The 20,256-nt window shown below is 41.8% G+C and carries 11 protein-coding genes and 5 pseudogenes; all 16 read left to right on the top strand.

Features of this window, described 5'->3' with window-relative positions; genetic code table 11:
* Nucleotides 1-37 precede the first annotated feature (37 nt).
* Nucleotides 38-1,311 (top strand): annotated as a pseudogene (rseP, locus tag RCG23_RS04055) (RIP metalloprotease RseP).
* A 96-nt stretch (nucleotides 1,312-1,407) separates the two neighbouring features.
* On the top strand, nucleotides 1,408-3,111 hold the full coding sequence (locus RCG23_RS04050; RefSeq protein WP_308178697.1) for a proline--tRNA ligase: 1,704 nt from the start codon (nucleotides 1,408-1,410) through the stop codon (nucleotides 3,109-3,111).
* A 171-nt stretch (nucleotides 3,112-3,282) separates the two neighbouring features.
* Nucleotides 3,283-7,607, top strand: a pseudogene (locus RCG23_RS04045) (PolC-type DNA polymerase III).
* Between the two features lie 242 nt (nucleotides 7,608-7,849).
* Complete coding sequence (rimP, locus tag RCG23_RS04040; protein WP_308178696.1) at nucleotides 7,850-8,320, top strand: ribosome maturation factor RimP; 471 nt, start codon at nucleotides 7,850-7,852, stop codon at nucleotides 8,318-8,320.
* A gap of 40 nt (nucleotides 8,321-8,360) precedes the next feature.
* On the top strand, nucleotides 8,361-9,497 hold the full coding sequence (gene nusA / locus RCG23_RS04035; protein WP_308178695.1) for a transcription termination factor NusA: 1,137 nt from the start codon (nucleotides 8,361-8,363) through the stop codon (nucleotides 9,495-9,497).
* A 31-nt stretch (nucleotides 9,498-9,528) separates the two neighbouring features.
* Nucleotides 9,529-9,786: an RNase P modulator RnpM gene (rnpM, locus tag RCG23_RS04030; protein WP_374049842.1), complete on the top strand. Its 258-nt coding sequence runs from the start codon at nucleotides 9,529-9,531 to the stop codon at nucleotides 9,784-9,786.
* Nucleotides 9,786-10,088 (top strand): YlxQ family RNA-binding protein, encoded by a 303-nt coding sequence (locus RCG23_RS04025; protein ID WP_308178693.1) that lies wholly within the window; start codon nucleotides 9,786-9,788, stop codon nucleotides 10,086-10,088. Before rnpM ends, RCG23_RS04025 begins: the two co-directional genes overlap by 1 nt.
* 19 nt (nucleotides 10,089-10,107) lie before the next feature.
* Nucleotides 10,108-12,377, top strand: a pseudogene (gene infB, locus RCG23_RS04020) (translation initiation factor IF-2).
* On the top strand, nucleotides 12,374-12,655 hold the full coding sequence (locus RCG23_RS04015; protein WP_308178692.1) for a DUF503 domain-containing protein: 282 nt from the start codon (nucleotides 12,374-12,376) through the stop codon (nucleotides 12,653-12,655). Before infB ends, RCG23_RS04015 begins: the two are co-directional and overlap by 4 nt.
* A 17-nt stretch (nucleotides 12,656-12,672) precedes the next feature.
* Nucleotides 12,673-13,044, top strand: a complete 372-nt coding sequence (gene rbfA / locus RCG23_RS04010; protein ID WP_308178691.1) for a 30S ribosome-binding factor RbfA — start codon at nucleotides 12,673-12,675, stop codon at nucleotides 13,042-13,044.
* Between the two features lie 57 nt (nucleotides 13,045-13,101).
* Nucleotides 13,102-14,024, top strand: a pseudogene (gene truB / locus RCG23_RS04005) (tRNA pseudouridine(55) synthase TruB).
* A 29-nt stretch (nucleotides 14,025-14,053) separates the two neighbouring features.
* Entirely contained in the window at nucleotides 14,054-15,007 is a 954-nt protein-coding gene (gene ribF, locus RCG23_RS04000) for a bifunctional riboflavin kinase/FAD synthetase (protein ID WP_308178690.1), read from the top strand.
* Nucleotides 15,008-15,203: 196 nt separating this feature from the next.
* Nucleotides 15,204-15,473, top strand: a complete 270-nt coding sequence (gene rpsO / locus RCG23_RS03995; protein WP_308178689.1) for a 30S ribosomal protein S15 — start codon at nucleotides 15,204-15,206, stop codon at nucleotides 15,471-15,473.
* A 209-nt stretch (nucleotides 15,474-15,682) separates the two neighbouring features.
* Nucleotides 15,683-17,795 (top strand): annotated as a pseudogene (gene pnp, locus RCG23_RS03990) (polyribonucleotide nucleotidyltransferase).
* Nucleotides 17,796-17,944: 149 nt separating this feature from the next.
* Nucleotides 17,945-18,904: a polysaccharide deacetylase family protein gene (locus RCG23_RS03985; protein ID WP_308178688.1), complete on the top strand. Its 960-nt coding sequence runs from the start codon at nucleotides 17,945-17,947 to the stop codon at nucleotides 18,902-18,904.
* An 81-nt stretch (nucleotides 18,905-18,985) separates the two neighbouring features.
* Nucleotides 18,986-20,224: a M16 family metallopeptidase gene (locus RCG23_RS03980; RefSeq protein ID WP_308178687.1), complete on the top strand. Its 1,239-nt coding sequence runs from the start codon at nucleotides 18,986-18,988 to the stop codon at nucleotides 20,222-20,224.
* The last annotated feature ends 32 nt before the right edge of the window (nucleotides 20,225-20,256 follow it).

The raw sequence follows: 20,256 nt of genomic DNA, 5'->3' as shown, positions 1-20,256 counted from the left end.
TCAAGGTGAAAGGAAACTTTCTTAATCCTTATAAAAGGTGGTTTTATTTTTGAGTACAGTTATTGCCTTTATCGTTATCTTCGGCGCCCTCGTGTTCTTTCATGAGTTAGGACATTTTGTGTTTGCGAAAAGAGCTGGAATCTTATGCCGTGAATTTGCTATTGGCTTCGGCCGAAGGTGTTTTCACATAAGAAAGGCGAAACAACTTATACCATTCGTTTACTTCCTATTGGAGGCTTTGTCCGTATGGCAGGGGAAGACCCCGAGATGGTTGAAATCAAACCGGGCCATCGAATTGGTTTAATGTTTGACCAGGAAGAAAAGGTAAACAAAATCATCCTGAATAATAAAGAAAAGTTTCCTCATGCTCGTATTGTCGAGGTAGAATATGCAGATATCGAAAAGGATCTGATTATTAAAGGGTATCCCGAAGATGACGCAGAAAACCTGAAAACCTTTGCTGTTAATTCCTCTGCTGCTATTGTTGAAGATGGAGTTGAATCGCAAATCGCCCCTCTTGACAGGCAGTTCGGTTCGAAAACACTGGGCCAGAGAACCATGGCTATTTTTGCAGGACCAATGATGAACTTCATTCTCGCTTTTGTTGTATTTATCATTATTGCACTTATGCAAGGTGTTCCATCAAACGATCCGAAGCTTGGTGAATTAACACCTGATGGAGCTGCACTTCAATCAGGTTTGAAACAGGGAGATATAGTCCAGAGCATTAGTGGAGCGGAAATTTCCAGCTGGCAGGATATAGTTGAAATCATTCGCAAAAATCCTGGAAAGCAGCTTGATTTTTCGATAAAGAGAAACGGGAAAGACATGGAAATACGTGTAACCCCTACAGAGAAGAAGATTGAGGGTAAAAAATACGGTATTGTTGGAGTCTACAATCCAGTAGAAAAATCTCCGGCTAAGGCAATTAAATACGGCTACGATGAAACCGTCTTTGTAACGAAGGAAATATTTGTACAGCTTGGCAAGCTCATAACAGGGCATTTCTCAATCGACAAATTATCAGGTCCAATGGGTATTTATGCTTCCACAGGCGAAGTTGCCAAGACTGGAGTTTATAATTTAATGAGATGGGCCGCTTTGTTAAGTATCAATCTTGGTATTATGAACTTGCTGCCAATCCCTGCATTGGATGGAGGCCGATTATTATTCTTTGCAGTTGAGGCATTACGAGGAAAGCCGATTGACCGCCAAAAAGAAGGCATGGTTCATTTTATCGGTTTTGCACTCCTTATGCTCTTGATGCTGGTAGTTACATGGAATGATATCCAGAAGTTTTTCTTGAAATAATTATTAAGGCTTTTAAAATTAGAACAATTAACGGGACCGCTGTTCATCCATAGGGTGCAGCGGTTCTTACAAGTTTAGGAAAAGAAGGTGCAGGAAATGAAGCAAAGTTTAACTCTAATCCCAACTCTAAGGGAAATCCCTGCTGACGCAGAAGTAAGAAGCCACCAATTATTATTAAAGGCAGGTTTTATACGTCAGAATGCAAGCGGAATTTATAGCTTTTTGCCGCTTGGCAAAAGGGTCCTGCAGAAAGTGGAGTCTATTGTGCGCGAAGAAATGGACGGAGCAGATGCAGTTGAGCTGTTAATGCCAGCCCTTCAGCAGGCAGAACTTTGGCAGGAGTCTGGCAGATGGTACAGCTATGGTCCTGAGCTCATGAGATTGAGGGATCGGAATGACCGTGAGTTTGCTCTTGGTGCAACACACGAAGAGGTTATAACAAGCCTTGTACGTGATGAAGTGAAATCCTATAAAAAGCTTCCGCTTACTTTATATCAAATTCAAACAAAGTTCCGCGATGAAAAACGTCCCCGTTTTGGGTTGCTGCGCGGCAGAGAATTTGTGATGAAGGATGCTTACTCGTTCCATTCTTCGCAGGAAAGCCTTGATGAGGTGTATAATAAGCTTTTTGTGGCTTATTCAAATGTTTTTAGCCGTTGTGGGCTCAACTTCCGAGCTGTTATTGCTGATTCTGGAGCGATGGGCGGAAAAGATACACATGAATTTATGGTTTTATCCGATGTAGGTGAGGATACCATTGCTTATTCCGATTCTTCCAATTTTGCTGCCAATATCGAAATGGCGCCTGTAGTTATGGACTATACAAGAAAAGATGTACCTTTATATGAATTAGAAAAAGTAAAAACTGAAAACCAAAAAACGATTGAAGATGTGGCATCTTTCTTAAATGTTACCCCTGAAGATTGCATAAAAACTCTTTTATTTAAAGTGGACGAGCAATATGTTGCAGTATTGGTTCGCGGCGATCATGAAGTAAATGATATTAAGCTTAAAAATCTGCTGGAAGCTTCAAATGTTGAATTGGCAGGGGCAGAGGAAACAAAAGAAGTACTATCCTGTCCGGTCGGTTCGCTTGGACCAATTGGAGTCAAAGAAGTACAGATTGTTGCTGACCGCGCAGTTAAATCAGTTGTGAATGGAGTATGCGGTGCGAATGAAGAGCATTTCCATTTCATCAATGTCAATGCCGATCGTGATTTCGAAGTAAATCAGTATGCTGATCTCCGCTTCATTAAAGAGGGAGACCCATCACCAGACGGGCAAGGTACGATTGTGTTTGCTAAGGGCATTGAAGTGGGCCATGTCTTTAAATTGGGAACACGTTACAGTGAAGCGATGAATGCGTCATATTTAGATGAGAATGGTAAATCGCAGCCGATGATTATGGGATGCTATGGTATTGGTGTATCCCGTACGCTAGCAGCTGTTGCAGAACAATTCAATGATGAAAATGGATTGGTTTCGCCGGCCAATATCGCACCATACCAGCTGCATTTAATTGCGATCAACATGAAGGATGAAATGCAGTCAAGCCTTGCAAATGAATTGTATAAAGAGCTTGGACAAAATCGTTTCGAAGTCCTTTTTGATGACCGCCAGGAGCGCCCAGGAGTTAAATTCGCAGATTCTGACCTTATTGGTTTGCCAATCCGAATTACCGTCGGCAAAAAAGCAACAGAAGGAATCGTTGAAGTGAAAATCCGAAATACGGGTGAAATGGTTGAAGTCCATAAAGACGAACTTTTAGAAACTGTTACAGAAATGCTTAAGAATCTCTAGATAGCCAAGGATGCCGTTCGATTGAAACGGCATCCATTTTTTTATTTGATGGATTGTGTCGAAAACAGCCGAATTAGGAACTTTCTTGTGATATAATATCCTTTTGAAATCATTTATAAAACAATCTTATTTGTTGAGATAGAAAGTAAAGTATAGATGGGAGAGAGAACGATGAGCGACCATGCCGAAGGCAAAATAGGGCGATTCCAACTCTTGCTCCAGCAGCTGCAACTGACGGAGGATGCTGTAGTAATTCATTTCCAAAATGCACAGATTGAAAGGGTTTTGGTTGAAAAGAAAGCTCGTAAATGGCATTTTGAATTTTTATTTGAAAAAATATTGCCATGCAGCGTCTTTAGCCGGTTCACTGCCCAGCTCGAACAGACTTTTTCACATATTGCCAATATCTCATTCAGCATTCAAGTAACAGAACCAGCTTTTGATGAAAAGCTCATTCTTGACTATTGGAAAAGCTGCATTCAAGAGATTGATGGAATTTCCCCTCCACTATTAAAGCTTTTACATGAACAGACACCCCGAATTCAAGGGACAAAGCTTCTTCTTTCGGTTCGTAACGAAACAGAAGGAATGACAATCAAGCAGAAATACTCAGGTATGATCAATAATATATATCAAACCTTTGGATTTCCTTATTTCGTAATTGACACGGAAATTCAAACTGGCGAAAAAAATGAAGAATATGAAAAGTTTTTGGAGCAGAAGCAGAAAGAGGATCAGGAACGGGCTCTGCTTGCTATGGTAGAAATGCAAAAACGTGAAGCAGATAAGGACCAAAATGGCGGAGATGCGCCAAATGGTCCGCTTACTATCGGCATAACCATCAAGGATGATAAGGAATTCCGCAGCTTGATCGATATTGTCGATGAAGAGAGACGTGTAATGGTTGAAGGCTATATTTTTCACGCGGAAACAAAAGAGCTCCGCAGCGGCAGAACCCTGCTTACCTTTAAGGTTACGGACTATACAAGCTCTATCATGGTCAAAATGTTTTCCCGGGATAAAGAGGACGCAGCCCTTTATCAGCATGTTCAAAAGGGTATGTGGGTCAAAGTCAGAGGAAGTATTCAAAATGATACCTTTGTAAGAGACCTTGTCATGATCGGCAATGATATAAATGAAATTAAGCCGGTACAGCGCAAGGATACTGCTCCAGAAAATGAAAAACGGGTCGAATTGCATCTTCACACTCCAATGAGCCAGATGGATGCCGTTTCACCAGTAAAAGCGCTTGTTTCCCAGGCGAAAAAATGGGCCATAAAGCCATAGCGATTACCGACCATGCGGTTGCACAGTCATTTCCTGAAGCGTTTGGCGAAGGAAAAAAGAATGATATTAAAATTCTTTACGGTGTGGAGGTCAATCTTGTTAATGATGGTGTTCCGATTGCCTACAATGATAAACACCGCTTCCTGCCAGAAGATACCTTTGTCGTTTTTGACGTTGAAACAACAGGTCTGTCAGCAGTTTATGACACAATTATCGAATTGGCGGCAGTGAAAATCAGAGATGGGGAAATTATTGACAGGTTTGAATCGTTTGCAAATCCCCACCATCGGCTTTCCGCTACTACAATAAATCTGACGGGTATTACGGACGATCTTGTACAGAACGCGCCAGAAATAGGAGATGTTCTTAAAAGGTTCTATGACTGGGCAGAGGATTCCATTCTAGTTGCACACAATGCTTCCTTTGATATGGGATTTTTAAATGTCGGCTATAAAAAAATAGGAATGGAAAAGGCGTCAAATCCAGTCATTGATACTCTTGAACTGGCTCGTTTCCTTTATCCTGAAATGAAAAACCACCGTTTAAATACGCTTGCCAAAAAATTCGATGTGGAACTGACACAGCACCACAGGGCGATTTATGATGCGGAAGCAACAGGATATTTGCTTTTGAAAATGCTAAAGGATGCTCTTGAAAAGGGCATCGAATACCATGATCAATTTAATGATAATATGGGCAAGGGGAACGCTTTTCAGCGGGCACGCCCACATCACTGTACCTTGCTTGCCCAAAACGAAATTGGCTTAAAAAACCTGTTTAAATTGGTATCGATCTCCCACCTGGAATACTTTTACCGTGTTCCAAGAATCCCGCGCTCAGTGCTTCAAAAGTACCGGGAAGGACTGCTGGTGGGGTCCGGCTGTGACAGGGGCGAAGTTTTTGAAGGCATGATGCAAAAATCACCGGATGAAGTCGAGGAAACAGCGCGTTTCTATGATTATCTTGAAGTGCATCCAAAACCGGTATACGCACCTTTAATTGAAATGGAATTAGTAAGGGACAGAAAAGCGCTGGAAGAGATAATCTCAAATATCGTCAAGCTTGGCGATAAACTGGGCCTTCCGGTAGCGGCAACAGGAAATGTCCATTACTTAAATGAAAATGATAAAATATACCGCAAAATATTGGTGAATTCACAGGGCGGTGCTAATCCCCTGAACAGGCATCAGCTTCCTGATGTACATTTTAGGACGACTAATGAAATGCTCGACGAATTTTCCTTCCTTGGCGCTGAAAAGGCAAAAGAAATTGTTGTAGGGAATACTAACAAAATTGCTGATATGATTGACGTAATTAAGCCAATTAAGGATGATCTTTACACCCCTAGAATTGAGGGGGCAGATGAAGAAATGAGAGAAATGAGCTACTCGATGGCTCGCAGCATCTATGGTGATAATCTTCCTGAAATCGTTGAAGCCCGTCTTGAAAAAGAACTAAAAAGTATCATCGGGCATGGATTTGCGGTTATTTATCTCATCTCACATAAGCTCGTAAAAAAATCGCTTAATGATGGGTATCTTGTAGGGTCGCGGGGTTCTGTTGGTTCATCCTTTGTTGCAACCATGACAGAAATTACAGAGGTAAACCCATTGCCTCCACATTATGTGTGCCCGGCATGTAAGCATTCTGAATTCTTTAATGACGGCTCGGTCGGCTCAGGCTTTGACCTTCCAGATAAGAACTGTCCAGAGTGCGGTGGAAAATACAGAAAAGACGGCCATGACATTCCCTTCGAAACCTTCCTTGGCTTCAAAGGGGATAAGGTTCCCGATATTGACTTGAACTTCTCTGGTGAATATCAGCCACGGGCACACAATTATACCAAGGTGCTTTTCGGTGAGGATAATGTATATCGTGCGGGAACAATCGGAACGGTTGCCGATAAAACGGCTTTTGGTTACGTAAAAGCGTACCAGCAGGATAATAACCTAACTTTACGCGGTGCTGAGATTGATAGACTGGCATCAGGATGTACAGGGGTAAAACGGACGACGGGCCAGCATCCAGGCGGGATAATCGTTGTTCCGGATTATATGGATATTTATGACTTTTCGCCAATCCAATTTCCAGCTGATGCCAGCACATCTGAATGGAAGACAACTCATTTTGACTTCCATTCAATTCATGATAATTTACTGAAATTGGATATCCTTGGACACGATGATCCGACAGTTATCCGTATGCTTCAGGATTTAAGTGGAATTGACCCTAAAACGATTCCGACAGATGACCCTGAAGTCATGAAGATTTTTAGCGGTACAGAATCACTGGGTGTAACAGAAAAGCAAATTATGTGTAAAACAGGTACACTAGGCATTCCGGAATTTGGTACGAGATTTGTAAGGCAGATGCTTGAAGATACGAAGCCTACGACTTTCTCTGAACTAGTTCAAATCTCAGGGCTATCACATGGGACGGATGTTTGGCTTGGCAACGCCCAGGAATTAATCCATAACAAAATATGTAATCTGAGCGAAGTAATCGGCTGTCGTGATGATATCATGGTGTATTTGATTTACCAGGGACTGGATCCAGCCTTTGCATTTAAAATTATGGAGTCAGTACGTAAAGGTAAAGGCCTTTCAGAAGATATGGAAGCTGAGATGCGCAAAAACGAAGTACCGGAATGGTATATTGATTCTTGTAAAAAAATTAAATACATGTTCCCGAAAGCGCATGCCGCTGCCTATGTTTTAATGGCTGTCCGGATTGCTTATTTTAAAGTGCACCATCCGCTTTTATATTACGCAGCATACTTTACGGTCCGTGCGGAAGACTTTGACATCGAAGCGATGGCAAGGGGTTCAGAATCAATCCGGTCCAAGGTAGAGGAAATCAATGCAAAAGGCCTTGATGCAGCTCCGAAAGAGAAAAACCTCCTGACCGTGCTGGAACTCGCATTGGAAATGACAGAACGCGGATTTGCTTTTCAGAAAATAGATCTATATAAGTCATCAGCATCAGAATTCATTATCGAGGACAATACACTGATTCCTCCATTTAATTCGATTCCGGGTCTCGGCACGAATGCCGCCGTTAACATTGTCAAAGCGCGCGGTGATGGTGAGTTTTTATCGAAGGAAGATCTGCAGCAGCGAGGTAAAGTTTCTAAGACAATTTTAGAGTATCTCGACAAGCAGGGATGTCTTGATGCACTGCCAGAACAAAACCAGCTGTCATTATTTTAAATGCCGTTTAAAGGCGTCATTACGCGTTTTGCAGGGCTAATTCATTTGCATATAGTAAATGGTTATGGTATAGTTTTATTGGAAATACTAAGAAATACTCTCGTGTTCAAGAGTGGGGAAACCCACTCTTTCGTATTGTGTGCGCCTTTTTTTTAATATCAAAAGCCATAAAAGGCAAGAATTGAAACTTCCCGTTAAATACGTAAAATATGGATAAGAAGTATTAGAAAAGGAGGTTAAATATGAGTAAAGTAACGGAAGTGGTTGAAGAACTTGTTTTGCCGATTGTCGATGACCTTGGCTTAGAGCTGGTAGAATTGGAATATGTAAAGGAAGGGAAAAACTGGTTCCTTCGCGTCTATGTCGATAAGGAAAATGGTGTTGATATCGAAGATTGCGGAACCGTCAGCGAGAAATTAAGTGAAAAACTTGATGAGCTTGATCCTATTCCACATAACTATTTTCTTGAAGTTTCTTCTCCAGGGGCAGAACTGCCTATTAAGAAAGAGAAAGATTTTGAAAGAGCAATCGGGAAAAAAGTCCATATCAAGACCTATGAACCGATTGACGGTGAGAAAAACTTTGAAGGCATGCTGATGGAATTTGATGGTCAGACAGTCAAACTCGAGCTGCAAATAAAAACTCGCAAAAAAATGATGGAAATTCCATATGAAAAAGTTGCCAGTGCTCGTCTTGCCGTTACATTCGGCTGATCTAAAATGGAATTAGAGGTTAAAAGGGGGATACAATCTCATGAGCAGTGAATTATTAGATGCTCTTACATTACTGGAAAAAGAAAAAGGCATTTCCAGAGATGTCTTGATTGAAGCTATCGAAGCAGCACTTATATCCGCATACCGCCGTAACTTCAATCAGGCACAAAATGTTAGAATTGACTTGAATCTGCAAAATGGACTAATGAGAGTCTTTGCCAGAAAGGACGTTGTCGATCAAGTATTTGATCCACGTCTTGAAATTTCAATCGAAGATGCTCAGCGTGTAAATCCAAATTACCAGGTTGAAGATGTGGTTGAAATGGAAGTAACACCAAAGGATTTTGGGCGGATTGCAGCCCAAACGGCTAAACAGGTTGTAACACAGCGAGTGAGAGAAGCGGAAAGAGGTATCATTTATTCTGAATTCATTGACCGTGAAGAAGATATTATGACTGGTATCGTCCAAAGGCTTGATTCGAAATTCATTTATGTCAGCCTTGGGAAAATTGAAGCGCTTCTGCCGCTAAATGAGCAAATGCCAAATGAGCGCTATAAGCCTCATGACCGCATTAAAGTATTCATCACAAAGGTTGAGAAAACAACCAAAAGGCCGCAAATTTTTGTATCACGTACACACCCAGGCCTGTTGAAGCGATTATTTGAAATAGAAGTTCCAGAGATTTACGACGGAACAGTAGAAATCAAATCAGTTGCCCGTGAAGCTGGAGACCGCTCTAAAATTTCGGTTCACTCAGAAAATTCTGAGGTCGATCCGGTTGGTTCATGTGTCGGTCCAAAGGGTACAAGGGTTCAAGCCGTTGTTAACGAATTAAAGGGTGAAAAAATAGACATCGTAAAATGGTCCGACGATCCTGTTATCTTCGTAGCCAACTCACTTAGCCCTTCAAAGGTTCTTGATGTTATGGTGAATGAAGCAGATAAGGCTACAACCGTCGTTGTTCCTGATTATCAGCTTTCACTGGCAATCGGAAAACGTGGACAAAACGCACGCCTTGCTGCCAAATTAACAGGGTGGAAAATTGATATCAAATCAGAGACAGATGCCCGTGAAATGGGGATATATCCTCGTGAAGAGTCTTTCAGACTTTTTGAAGATGATGTGGTTTCTGAAGATGATGACTACAATGAAGATCTAGATTTAGATTTAGAGTGAGATGGGGTGAATGATCGTGAAAAAGGTTCCAATGCGCAAATGTGTGGCAACCGGTGAAATGAAGCCGAAAAAAGAACTCGTTCGCATCGTTCGCTCAAAAGAAGGGGAAGTATCTGTAGACCTGACCGGGAAAAAGTCAGGCAGGGGTGCTTACCTGTCAAAGGACAAGGAAGCTGTCCTTTTAGCCAGGAAAAAAAACACCTTATCTAATCATCTGCAAACTCAAATTGATGATACTGTATATGAAGAGCTCCTGGAGCTCATAGAGAAGGAGAAACGACAAACCTGATGAAACAGACTCAGTGGATGTCATTGCTTGGCTTAGCCAATCGGGCACGGAAAATTATATCAGGTGAGGAGCTAGCCGTTAAGGAAATCCGAAGCGGCAAAGCAAAGCTCATTTTATTATCGGCAGATGCATCTGCAAATACGACAAAAAAAATTACAGATAAATGTAAATCCTATGAAGTTCCATATAAATTAGTGGAAGATCGCCATCTTCTTGGTCAAGCGATTGGTAAAGAGGCCCGCGTAGTAGTTGCTGTAATGGATGATGGATTTGCCAATAAGCTGGTGACGTTGCTCGATTAATTCTAGCGGGGGTGAAAGTATGAGTAAAACGCGTGTATATGAATACGCAAAAAAATATAATGTTTCAAGTAAAGATGTAATTTTAAAGCTTAAGGATATGAATATAGAGGTTTCAAATCACATGGCAACAATTGAAGATGATGCATTTGTGAAACTGGAGGCGATCTATAATAAGAAAGAAGAAAAGGTAGCTGCGAAAGCCCAAGGCCAACAGCAAAAAGGCGGCCAGCAAGGTCAGGGACAGCGTCCTAACCAAAGGCCGGCACAGTCACAGCAAAGGCTTCCGGCTCAAGTTGTTCCTAAGACTAAAGCCGTGGCTTTTGAAGATGATGATGATAAAAATGTGGCTCCTTCTATCGTGAAGGTAAATACGACTGCTGCGAAAGTTAAAGAAGTAAAGAAAAGTGATCAGCCAGCGAAGTCCAATTTCAATAAAGGAAAAGGACGAAACAACAATCAGCAAAGAAACAATAATAATAAACGTCCGCAGCATCAATCCCAGCAGGTTCAGCAGCAGCCTAAAAAGGAAAGAGAACTGCCTTCAAAAATCACATTCAGTGAATCTTTAACGGTAGCAGAGCTTGGTAAAAAGCTGCACCGAGAACCATCAGAAATCATTAAAAAACTTTTCCTTCTTGGCGTAATGGCTACCATTAACCAGGAACTTGATAAAGATGCAATTGAATTGATTGCGAGTGAATATGGTGTCGAGGTCGAAGAAGAAATCAAAATTGATGTAACTGACCTAGAGGTTTACTTCACTGAGGATTCATCTGAAAACCTCATTGAAAGGCCATCTGTCGTTACGATCATGGGCCACGTTGACCATGGTAAAACTACCTTGCTTGATTCCATCCGTAACACTAAGGTTACAGAAGGCGAAGCTGGCGGGATTACACAGCACATTGGTGCCTACCAGGTTGTCGAAAACGGAAAGAAAATTACGTTCCTTGACACTCCAGGACATGCTGCGTTTACAACTATGCGTGCCCGCGGTGCGAAAATCACTGACATTACCATTCTTGTCGTTGCAGCAGATGATGGTGTAATGCCTCAGACAGTAGAAGCGATCAACCACGCTAAAGCTGCTGAAGTACCAATCATTGTAGCAGTCAACAAAATGGATAAAGAAGCCGCAAACCCTGACAAAGTGATGCAGGAGCTGACAGAACATGGCCTTGTATCGGAAGCATGGGGTGGAGACACTATTTTTGTTCCACTGTCTGCAAAAACAGGCGAAGGAATCGATACTCTTCTAGAAATGATCCTGCTTGTAGGTGAAGTAGAAGAATACAAAGCTAACCCTAACCGGAATGCTGTTGGAACTGTTATTGAAGCTCAATTGGATAAAGGCAGCGGATCAGTGGCAACCCTATTAGTACAAAACGGAACACTTCGCATCGGAGATCCGATTGTTGTCGGAAATACTTTGGCCGTGTTCGTGCCATGGTTAATGACCTGGGTCGCCGCGTAAAAGAAGCCGGTCCATCTACACCAGTTGAAATTACGGGTTTAAGTGATGTTCCACAGGCTGGTGACCGTTTTGTCGTATTGCCAGATGAAAAAACAGCACGCCAGGTTGGTGAAGCTCGCTCCCAGCAGGCAGTTGTTGCACAGCGCGGTGAAAAATCCCGTGTCAGCCTTGATAATTTGTTTGAACAGCTGAAACAAGGGGAAATGAAAGACCTAAACGTTATTATTAAAGCAGACGTTCAAGGTTCTGCTGAAGCGATGGCTGCTTCCCTTCAAAAAATCGATGTTCAGGGAGTCAATATCCGCATCATCCATACTGCGGTAGGTGCTATTAATGAGTCGGATATTAGCCTTGCTGCTGCATCAAATGCGATCGTTATCGGCTTCAATGTCCGTCCGGATGTGAATGCGAAGCGCGCAGCTGAAGCTGAAAAAGTTGATGTTCGCCTTCACCGCATTATCTATAAGGTAATTGAAGAAATCGAAGCAGCGATGAAGGGAATGCTTGATCCTGAATTCGAGGAAAAAATTATCGGCCAGGCTGAAGTTCGCCAGACGTTTAAAGTATCAAAAGTTGGTACGATTGCAGGTTCTTATGTCATTGATGGAAAAATCACTCGTGACAGCGGAATCCGCTTGATCAGAAATGGCGTAGTCACTTTTGAAGGAACAATTGATGCCCTTAAACGTTTCAAGGATGATGCTAAAGAAGTAGCACAAGGTTATGAGTGCGGTATTACCATTAAAAATTTCAATGATGTTAAAGAAGGAGATATCATTGAAGCATTTATTATGGAAGAAATAGAGCGTAAATGATCATCGGACTTGCCGAATGTGAGTGCATGGTCTACGACGCCCATTCATTGAAAGACAAGCGGGCCGTCTTACAGCGGATTATCACCCGTTTGAAAACCAGGTATAATCTTTCGGTTTCGGAGGTAGGCTATCAGGACGTATGGCAACGCACCAAAATTGCCATCGTCTGTGTTGCCTCATCAAAGGTCCCGGTTGAAAGGGAATTGCAAAATGCCCTTAAATTGATTGACTCTTTTCCCGAGATAGAAAGAACCATCACCGAAATAGACTGGCTTTAAAGTACGAGGTGAATAAAATGAGCCATAGAGCAAACCGTGTTGGAGAACAAATGAAAAAAGAACTTAGTGACATTATCGGACGCAAAATCAAAGATCCACGGATCGGATTTGTAACGGTGACTGACGTTCAAGTAACAGGCGATCTTCAGCAGGCAAAAGTTTTCATATCCGTTTTGGGCGGTGAGGAGCAAAGGGAGAATACGTTAAAAGGCCTTGCGAAAGCAAAGGGTTTTATCAGGACAGAAATTGGCCACCGTATTCGTTTGCGTAAAACACCTGAAATCATCTTTGAATTCGATGAATCGATTGATTACGGCAACAGGATCCAAACGATTCTTCACAAGATTAATAAAGATGCTGATTCAAAGGATTTGGATGACCAAGAGTAAATGGATAGACAATTTGTCTATCCATTTTTTTCGATTAAAAGAGAAGGGGCTGAAGGAATGGAAGGTATTTTGCCTTTATTTAAACCTGCAGGAATGACTTCACATGATTGTGTATTTAAGCTCCGTAAAATATTGAGAACAAAAAAGTCGGCCATACCGGTACACTTGATCCAGACGTTACCGGTGTACTGCCGATATGTATTGGTCGGGCAACAAAAATTGCCGAGTACATAACAGACGCTGGAAAGGCATATGAAGGTGAAGTGACGATCGGCTTTTCTACAACAACGGAGGATGCATCAGGTGAAACCGTTGAACAAAAACCGGTAGACCGGATATTTACAAGGGACGAAATCTTAAATGTCCTCCAATCCCTAACGGGGAAGATTGAACAGACTCCACCCATGTTTTCTGCGGTAAAAGTGAACGGAAAACGACTTTATGAATATGCACGCCAAGGAATTGAAGTCGAACGCCCGACGAGAATCGTCACCATCAACAGCATCGAATTGCTGGATGACCGTGCTGAGTTTTCTGGTTCAACCGTGCAGTTCAGCTTTAGGGTTTACTGCGGTAAAGGAACGTATATCAGAACGCTTGCAGTCATGATTGGCGAGCGCCTTGGATTTCCAGCGCATATGTCACATCTTAAAAGGATCCAATCAGCTGATTATAAAATAGAAGATTGCCTGACATTGGAGCAGGTAGACGAGATGATGCAAAACGGGGAAATTGATGATGTACTGAGGCCAATAGAAAGTGCACTATCTCATTTGCCGAAATACAGGATAAGTGATACAGTAGCAGAGAAAGTGAAAAATGGCGCTCTTTTAGCTGTGCCTGAACACTTGAAGGATACAGACGGGCCTATAATTGCTGAATCAGAAGAAGGCCTGGCACTGGCAATCTACTCATTGCATCCAAGCAAACCAGGGCTGCTTAAGCCTGTAAAGGTCTTGCGAAATGATCAGGAATTATAGTGTAACGTATAGAAAAGGTGACGGCTAACGTGGAAATAATTAGGTTAAACTTTCCCCATGGATTAAATATAAATGAATTGCCGCCAATTGCAATGGCGCTTGGCTATTTTGATGGCGTTCATCTCGGACATCAAAGAGTCATACTGGAAGCGAAAAAGGAAGCTGAGCAGAAGGGGATTAAAAGTGCAGTCATGACATTTGATCCGCATCCTTCGGTTGTTTTAGGGAAAAAGGTGCAGCATGTTGAATACATTACCCCACTAGAGGAAAAAATTCGTATTATCGGATCGATGGGTATCGATTATTTATTTGTGGTCCACTTTACAACCGAGTTTGCCAATTTGCTTCCCCAGGAATTTATTGACCAGTATATAATCGGTTTGAATGTAAAACATGTCATAGCAGGTTTTGATTATTCATATGGGAGAATGGGTAAAGGTACGATGGAAACCATGCCTTTTCACTCGCGAAATGAATTCAGCTATACGATTGTACCGAAGTTAACAAAGGGTGAAGAAAAAATCAGTTCGACACTAATCAGAGAAGTGATAAAAAGCGGAAGAATGGAAGAATTGCCACCATTGCTTGGAAGATTCTATTCAACCTCAGGAATTGTTATTCATGGAGACAAACGCGGAAGGACAATCGGATTTCCAACTGCCAATATAGATATGAGTGAAGAATACATTATTCCACCGCTCGGGGTATATGCTGTCAAAGTGTTTGTTAATGGAGCCTGGCATGAAGGGGTTTGCAATATAGGGCATAAACCTACCTTTAAAAACGAACAAGAAAGCAAGCCTTCTGTAGAAGTACATCTCTTTCAATTTGACAGTGAGATTTATGGATACGAAGTGAAAGTGGAATGGCATATCTATCTTCGGAAGGAGCAAAAGTTCTCAGGAATACAGGAGCTCGTTGCCCAAATCGAGAGGGACAAGCATTCCGCCATCGATTATTTTAAAGGAAAGGTTCACAACTAAGGACCTTACCTGAAAGAAAGCCTAAAAAGTTTGGTTTTTACTTGCATTTTATGACGAAAAGTTGTATTCTTATTAACGTATTACAAAAGAACCTTTGCTTGGCAAGTCGAGTCACCGACGCTTGCTCAGTGACAGGGGATCAAATTTAGGCAAAGCAGCAGCAATGCTGAACAATGCCTTATAGGAGGTGAACAGGATGGCAATCACTCAAGAACGTAAGAATGAACTTATCAGTGAGTACAAAACTCACGAAAGCGACACTGGATCTGCAGAAGTTCAAATCGCTGTCCTTACAGAATCAATCAACAACTTGAATGAACACTTACGTACGCACAAGAAAGACCACCACTCACGTCGCGGTCTTCTAAAGATGGTCGGTAAACGCCGTAATCTTTTAACTTACCTACGTAATAAAGACGTTTCACGTTACCGTGAATTAATCACTAAGCTTGGTTTACGTCGATAGTCTACAGAAGCGGGATTTTTCCCGCTTTTTTATTAGGCAAAAAAAGAAATAACCATACATATTTTTAAATTGCAGAAATGTGAGTATACTAATAATAATTTGTCATTATGTAAAGCTAAGATGGCTTTTTATCATATAAGTCTGATGATTTGAGCGAGTTTTTTTCGCATCATCCTCCGACACGATTCAGGTAGAGAGGGGTAAAATGAATGGAACAAAATAAACATGTATATTCCATGGAATGGGCAGGCCGTAAACTTTCTGTCGAAATCGGTCAACTGGCAAAGCAAGCAAACGGAGCTGCTCTGGTACGCTATGGAGACACTGCTGTCCTGAGCACTGCGACAGCTTCTAAAGAACCTAAAAATTTAGACTTCTTTCCATTAACCGTCAACTATGAAGAGCGTTTATACGCAGTAGGGAAAATTCCTGGAGGCTTTATCAAACGTGAAGCGCCGTCCAAGCGAAAAGGCTATTTTAGCCAGCCGTTTAATCGACCGTCCGATTCGTCCGCTTTTTGCAGATGGCTTCCGAAATGATGTACAGGTAATCAGTATTGTCATGAGTGTAGATCAAGACTGTTCTTCTGAAATGGCTGCAATGTTTGGATCTTCCCTTGCATTGAGTACTTCCGATATTCCGTTTGAAGGCCAAATTGCAGGTGTAATCGTTGGCCGAATTAATGGCGAATTTGTCATTAATCCGAATGTGGACCAGGCAGAAAAAAGCGATATCCATTTAACTGTCGCCGGTACAAAGGATGCCATTAACATGGTTGAAGCTGGTGCGAACGAGGTTCCTGAGGAAGTAATGCTTGAAGCAATCATGTTTGGTCATGATGAAATCAAGCGATTAATCGAATTCCAGGAAAAAATTGTCGCAGAAATAGGCAAAGAAAAAAGAGTAATCTCTTTATATGAATTAGATAAAGACCTCGAAGCAAAAGTAAGGGAAATGTGTGAAACTGAAATGGTACAAGCTATTCAGGTTCAGGAAAAGCATGCCCGTGAAGCTGCCATCAAAGAGGTTAAAGATAAAGTTCTTGCTAAATTTGTTGAGCAGGAAGCAAGCGATGATGACATGAAGCAAGTCAAGCAAATCCTTGACAAAATGGTTAAAGGAGAAGTCCGCCGCCTCATTACTGAGGATAAAGTTCGTCCTGATGGCCGTGGCCTGGATGAAATCCGCCCGTTATCTTCTCAAATTAATCTTTTGCCAAGAACGCATGGTTCAGGTCTATTCACCCGAGGACAAACTCAGGCATTGAGCATTTGTACACTTGGAGCTATGGGCGATGTTCAAATTTTGGACGGCCTTGGCCTTGAAGAAGAGAAGCGTTTTATGCACCATTATAATTTCCCATTGTTCAGCGTTGGTGAAACTGGGCGTATCAGAGGACCGGCTGCCGTGAAATCGGACATGGTGCATTGGGAGAACGGGCTCTTGAGCCAATCATTCCTTCTGAAAAGGATTTCCCTTATACGATCCGCCTTGTTTCTGAAGTCTTGGAGTCGAACGGATCTACATCTCAGGCAAGCATTTGTGCAAGCACTCTTGCAATGATGGATGCTGGTGTTCCAATCAAAGCTCCAGTAGCCGGAATTGCAATGGGACTTATTAAATCAGGCGAGCATTATTCCGTTTTAACGGATATCCAGGGAATGGAAGATCACCTCGGTGATATGGACTTTAAAGTAGCCGGTACCGCTAAAGGGGTAACTGCACTTCAGATGGATATCAAAATCGAAGGATTATCTCGTGCGATTCTTGAAGAAGCATTACAGCAGGCGAAAAAGGCCGGATGCAGATTCTTGACTCTATGCTTTCTACTATCTCAGAACCAAAGCCACAGCTTTCACAATATGCGCCTAAGATTTTAACAATGGCGATCAATCCGGATAAAATCCGTGATGTTATTGGCCAAGCGGTAAGCAGATCAATAAAATTATTGAAGAAACAGGCGTAAAAATCGATATCGAGCAGGATGGTACCGTATTTATTGCCTCTACAAACGAAGAAATGAACCAAAAAGCGAAACAAATCATCGAAGATATTGTCCGTGAAGTGGTGGTTGGACAAATGTATCTAGGCAAAGTAAAACGGATTGAAAAATTCGGCGCATTCGTTGAAATCTTTGCTGGAAAAGATGGACTCGTTCATATTTCCGAGCTTGCTGAAGAGCGTGTTGGAAAAGTTGAAGATGTTGTCGCAATTGGCGATGAACTCCTTGTAAAGGTAACGGAAATTGACAGACAAGGCCGTGTGAACCTTTCCCGCAAGGCTGTTCTCAAGGATCAAAAAGAACAGCAGGAAAACCAATAAACATTTGTAAAATTCCCGCATATGACAGCAGGGATGTTATGGATATGCAAGTCAGGGGGAACCCTGGCTTTTTCCATGTAAAGAGCACCGATTGATCGTTCTACCTTGTCCCCTTCACACATAATTTGTATGGGAGGGGGAGAAGTTTTATGAAAAAAGCATATATCATTGCAGTTTTTTGTGTGGCTGCCTGGATTGCAGTCAACAATCCATGGACAAATTCTTATACAGCCCACTTAAAAGCAGAAGTTGTTCCCGTTTTAAAACAGGGTGATCCTTTATATCAAGTTATTGAAAAAAATGCACCGAAATACGATGTACAACCCTCAAATGCAAAAATCGATCAAGTCTGGAAGGCGATGCCCGGATATAACGGCTTAAGGGTGGATGTTCCTTCTTCCTATAAAAATATGAAGAAAAACGGTCAATTTCAGGAAGACAAACTCGTTTTCGAACAGGTGAAACCGAAAGTCCATCTGAAGGATTTGCCACCGTCCCCTATTTATAGAGGGCATCCGGATAAACCAATGGTCAGCTTTGCCATCAATGTGGCCTGGGGGAATGAATACTTATCTCAAATGCTTGCTGTCTTAAAAAAGCATAATGTTTCAGCAAGTTTCTTTCTTGAAGGTAATTGGGTAAAGAAAAATCCGGAGGTTGCCAAAATGATTGCCGAGGCAGGGCATGAGATAGGGAACCACTCCTATTCACATCCCGATTTGAAACGGATGTCTGCTGAACGGACGAGGCAGGAGATTCTAAAAACAAATGAAGTGATCGAAGCAACGACGGAAGTAAAATGCAAATGGTTTGCGCCGCCCAGCGGAAGCTATCGGGACGAAACGGTTAAAATTGCCGCTGATTTAAATATGAAAACAATCATGTGGACAGTTGATACAATTGATTGGCAGAAACCTTCGCCTGAAACCATTTTAAATCGTGTCCTGGGGAAAATCGGCAATGGATCGATTGTGCTTATGCATCCCACGGATTCGACGGCCAAATCGCTGGATAGACTTATCACTCAAATTGAAAAAAAGAATTTATCAATTGGTACGATTTCAGAATTAATGAACGAAGAAAGAATCATGCAAAATCCGCAGAAATAACTTCAAATTGGAGAAAGTAAAAGTAAAGATAAAGTGAGCTTTCAAAGTTCCAGCACTTGTCTATGAACAGGAGGATTTTTATTGATTAAGAAATATACATGCCAAAACGGTGTAAGAATTGTACTTGAAAATATTCCAACTGTAAGATCTGTTGCTATTGGTGTTTGGATTGGCACGGGTTCAAGAAATGAAGATACCCAAAATAATGGTATTTCGCATTTTCTGGAGCACATGTTTTTTAAAGGAACCAAGACAAGGACTGCGAGGGAAATTGCAGAGTCATTCGACAGCATTGGAGGACAGGTAAATGCTTTTACATCAAAGGAATACACCTGTTATTACGCAAAGGTATTGGATACACATGCGCAATTTGCTCTTGATGTATTATCCGATATGTTTTTCAATTCCACCTTCGTTGAAGAAGAATTGAAAAAAGAAAAAAATGTTGTTTTCGAAGAAATCAAAATGTATGAAGATACACCGGATGATATTGTCCATGATTTATTAAGCAGAGCGGTTTATGAAGATCACCCGCTTGGATACCCTATTTTGGGAACCGAAGAAACATTGGAAACATTTACAGGTGAAAAGCTGCAGGAGTACATCCATGAAAGATATACCCCGGAAAATGTAGTCATTTCCATTGCCGGAAATATTTCAGATACATTTATTCAGGAAGTCGAAAAATACTTTGGCTCATATGAAGGCGGAAAATCAGAAAGAGAAGAAACAAAACCTGATTTTCACGCCAACCGGATTACAAGAAAGAAAGAAACAGAGCAGGCGCACCTTTGTATCGGATTCGAGGGTTTAAAGGTTGGCCACGAAGATGTATACAGCTTAATCGTCCTGAATAATATCCTCGGAGGCAGCATGAGCAGCCGTTTGTTCCAGGAGGTTCGTGAACAGCGCGGTCTTGCATATTCCGTTTTCTCATATCACTCTGCGTATCAAGACAGCGGGATTGTTACAGTTTACGGCGGCACTGGAGCAAAACAGCTCGATGTGTTGTTTGAAACCATCCAGGAAACATTGGATAACTTGAAGAAGGAAGGCATCACGGCAAAAGAGCTTAACAATAGCAAAGAACAGCTGAAAGGCAGCTTGATGCTGAGCCTTGAAAGCACAAACAGCCGAATGAGCCGAAACGGAAAAAATGAACTATTGCTGAAGCGCCACCGCTCATTAGATGAAATTACCGAACAAATCGACCAGGTAACGAAAAATAGCGTTGACGGACTGGCAAACTCGATTTTCAACGACCATTATTCCGTTTCCATTATTGGGCAGGATGGAGAACTTCCTAAAAACTTAAAATAACCAACCATGACAGTCCTGCATAAGGACTGTTC

Origin of the sequence: Neobacillus sp. PS3-34 (genome assembly GCF_030915465.1) — a bacterium.
Lineage (GTDB): Bacteria > Bacillota > Bacilli > Bacillales > Cytobacillaceae > Neobacillus_A.
The sequence above is the reverse complement of the archived record's forward strand: the minus strand, read 5'-3'. Positions and strand labels throughout refer to the sequence as shown.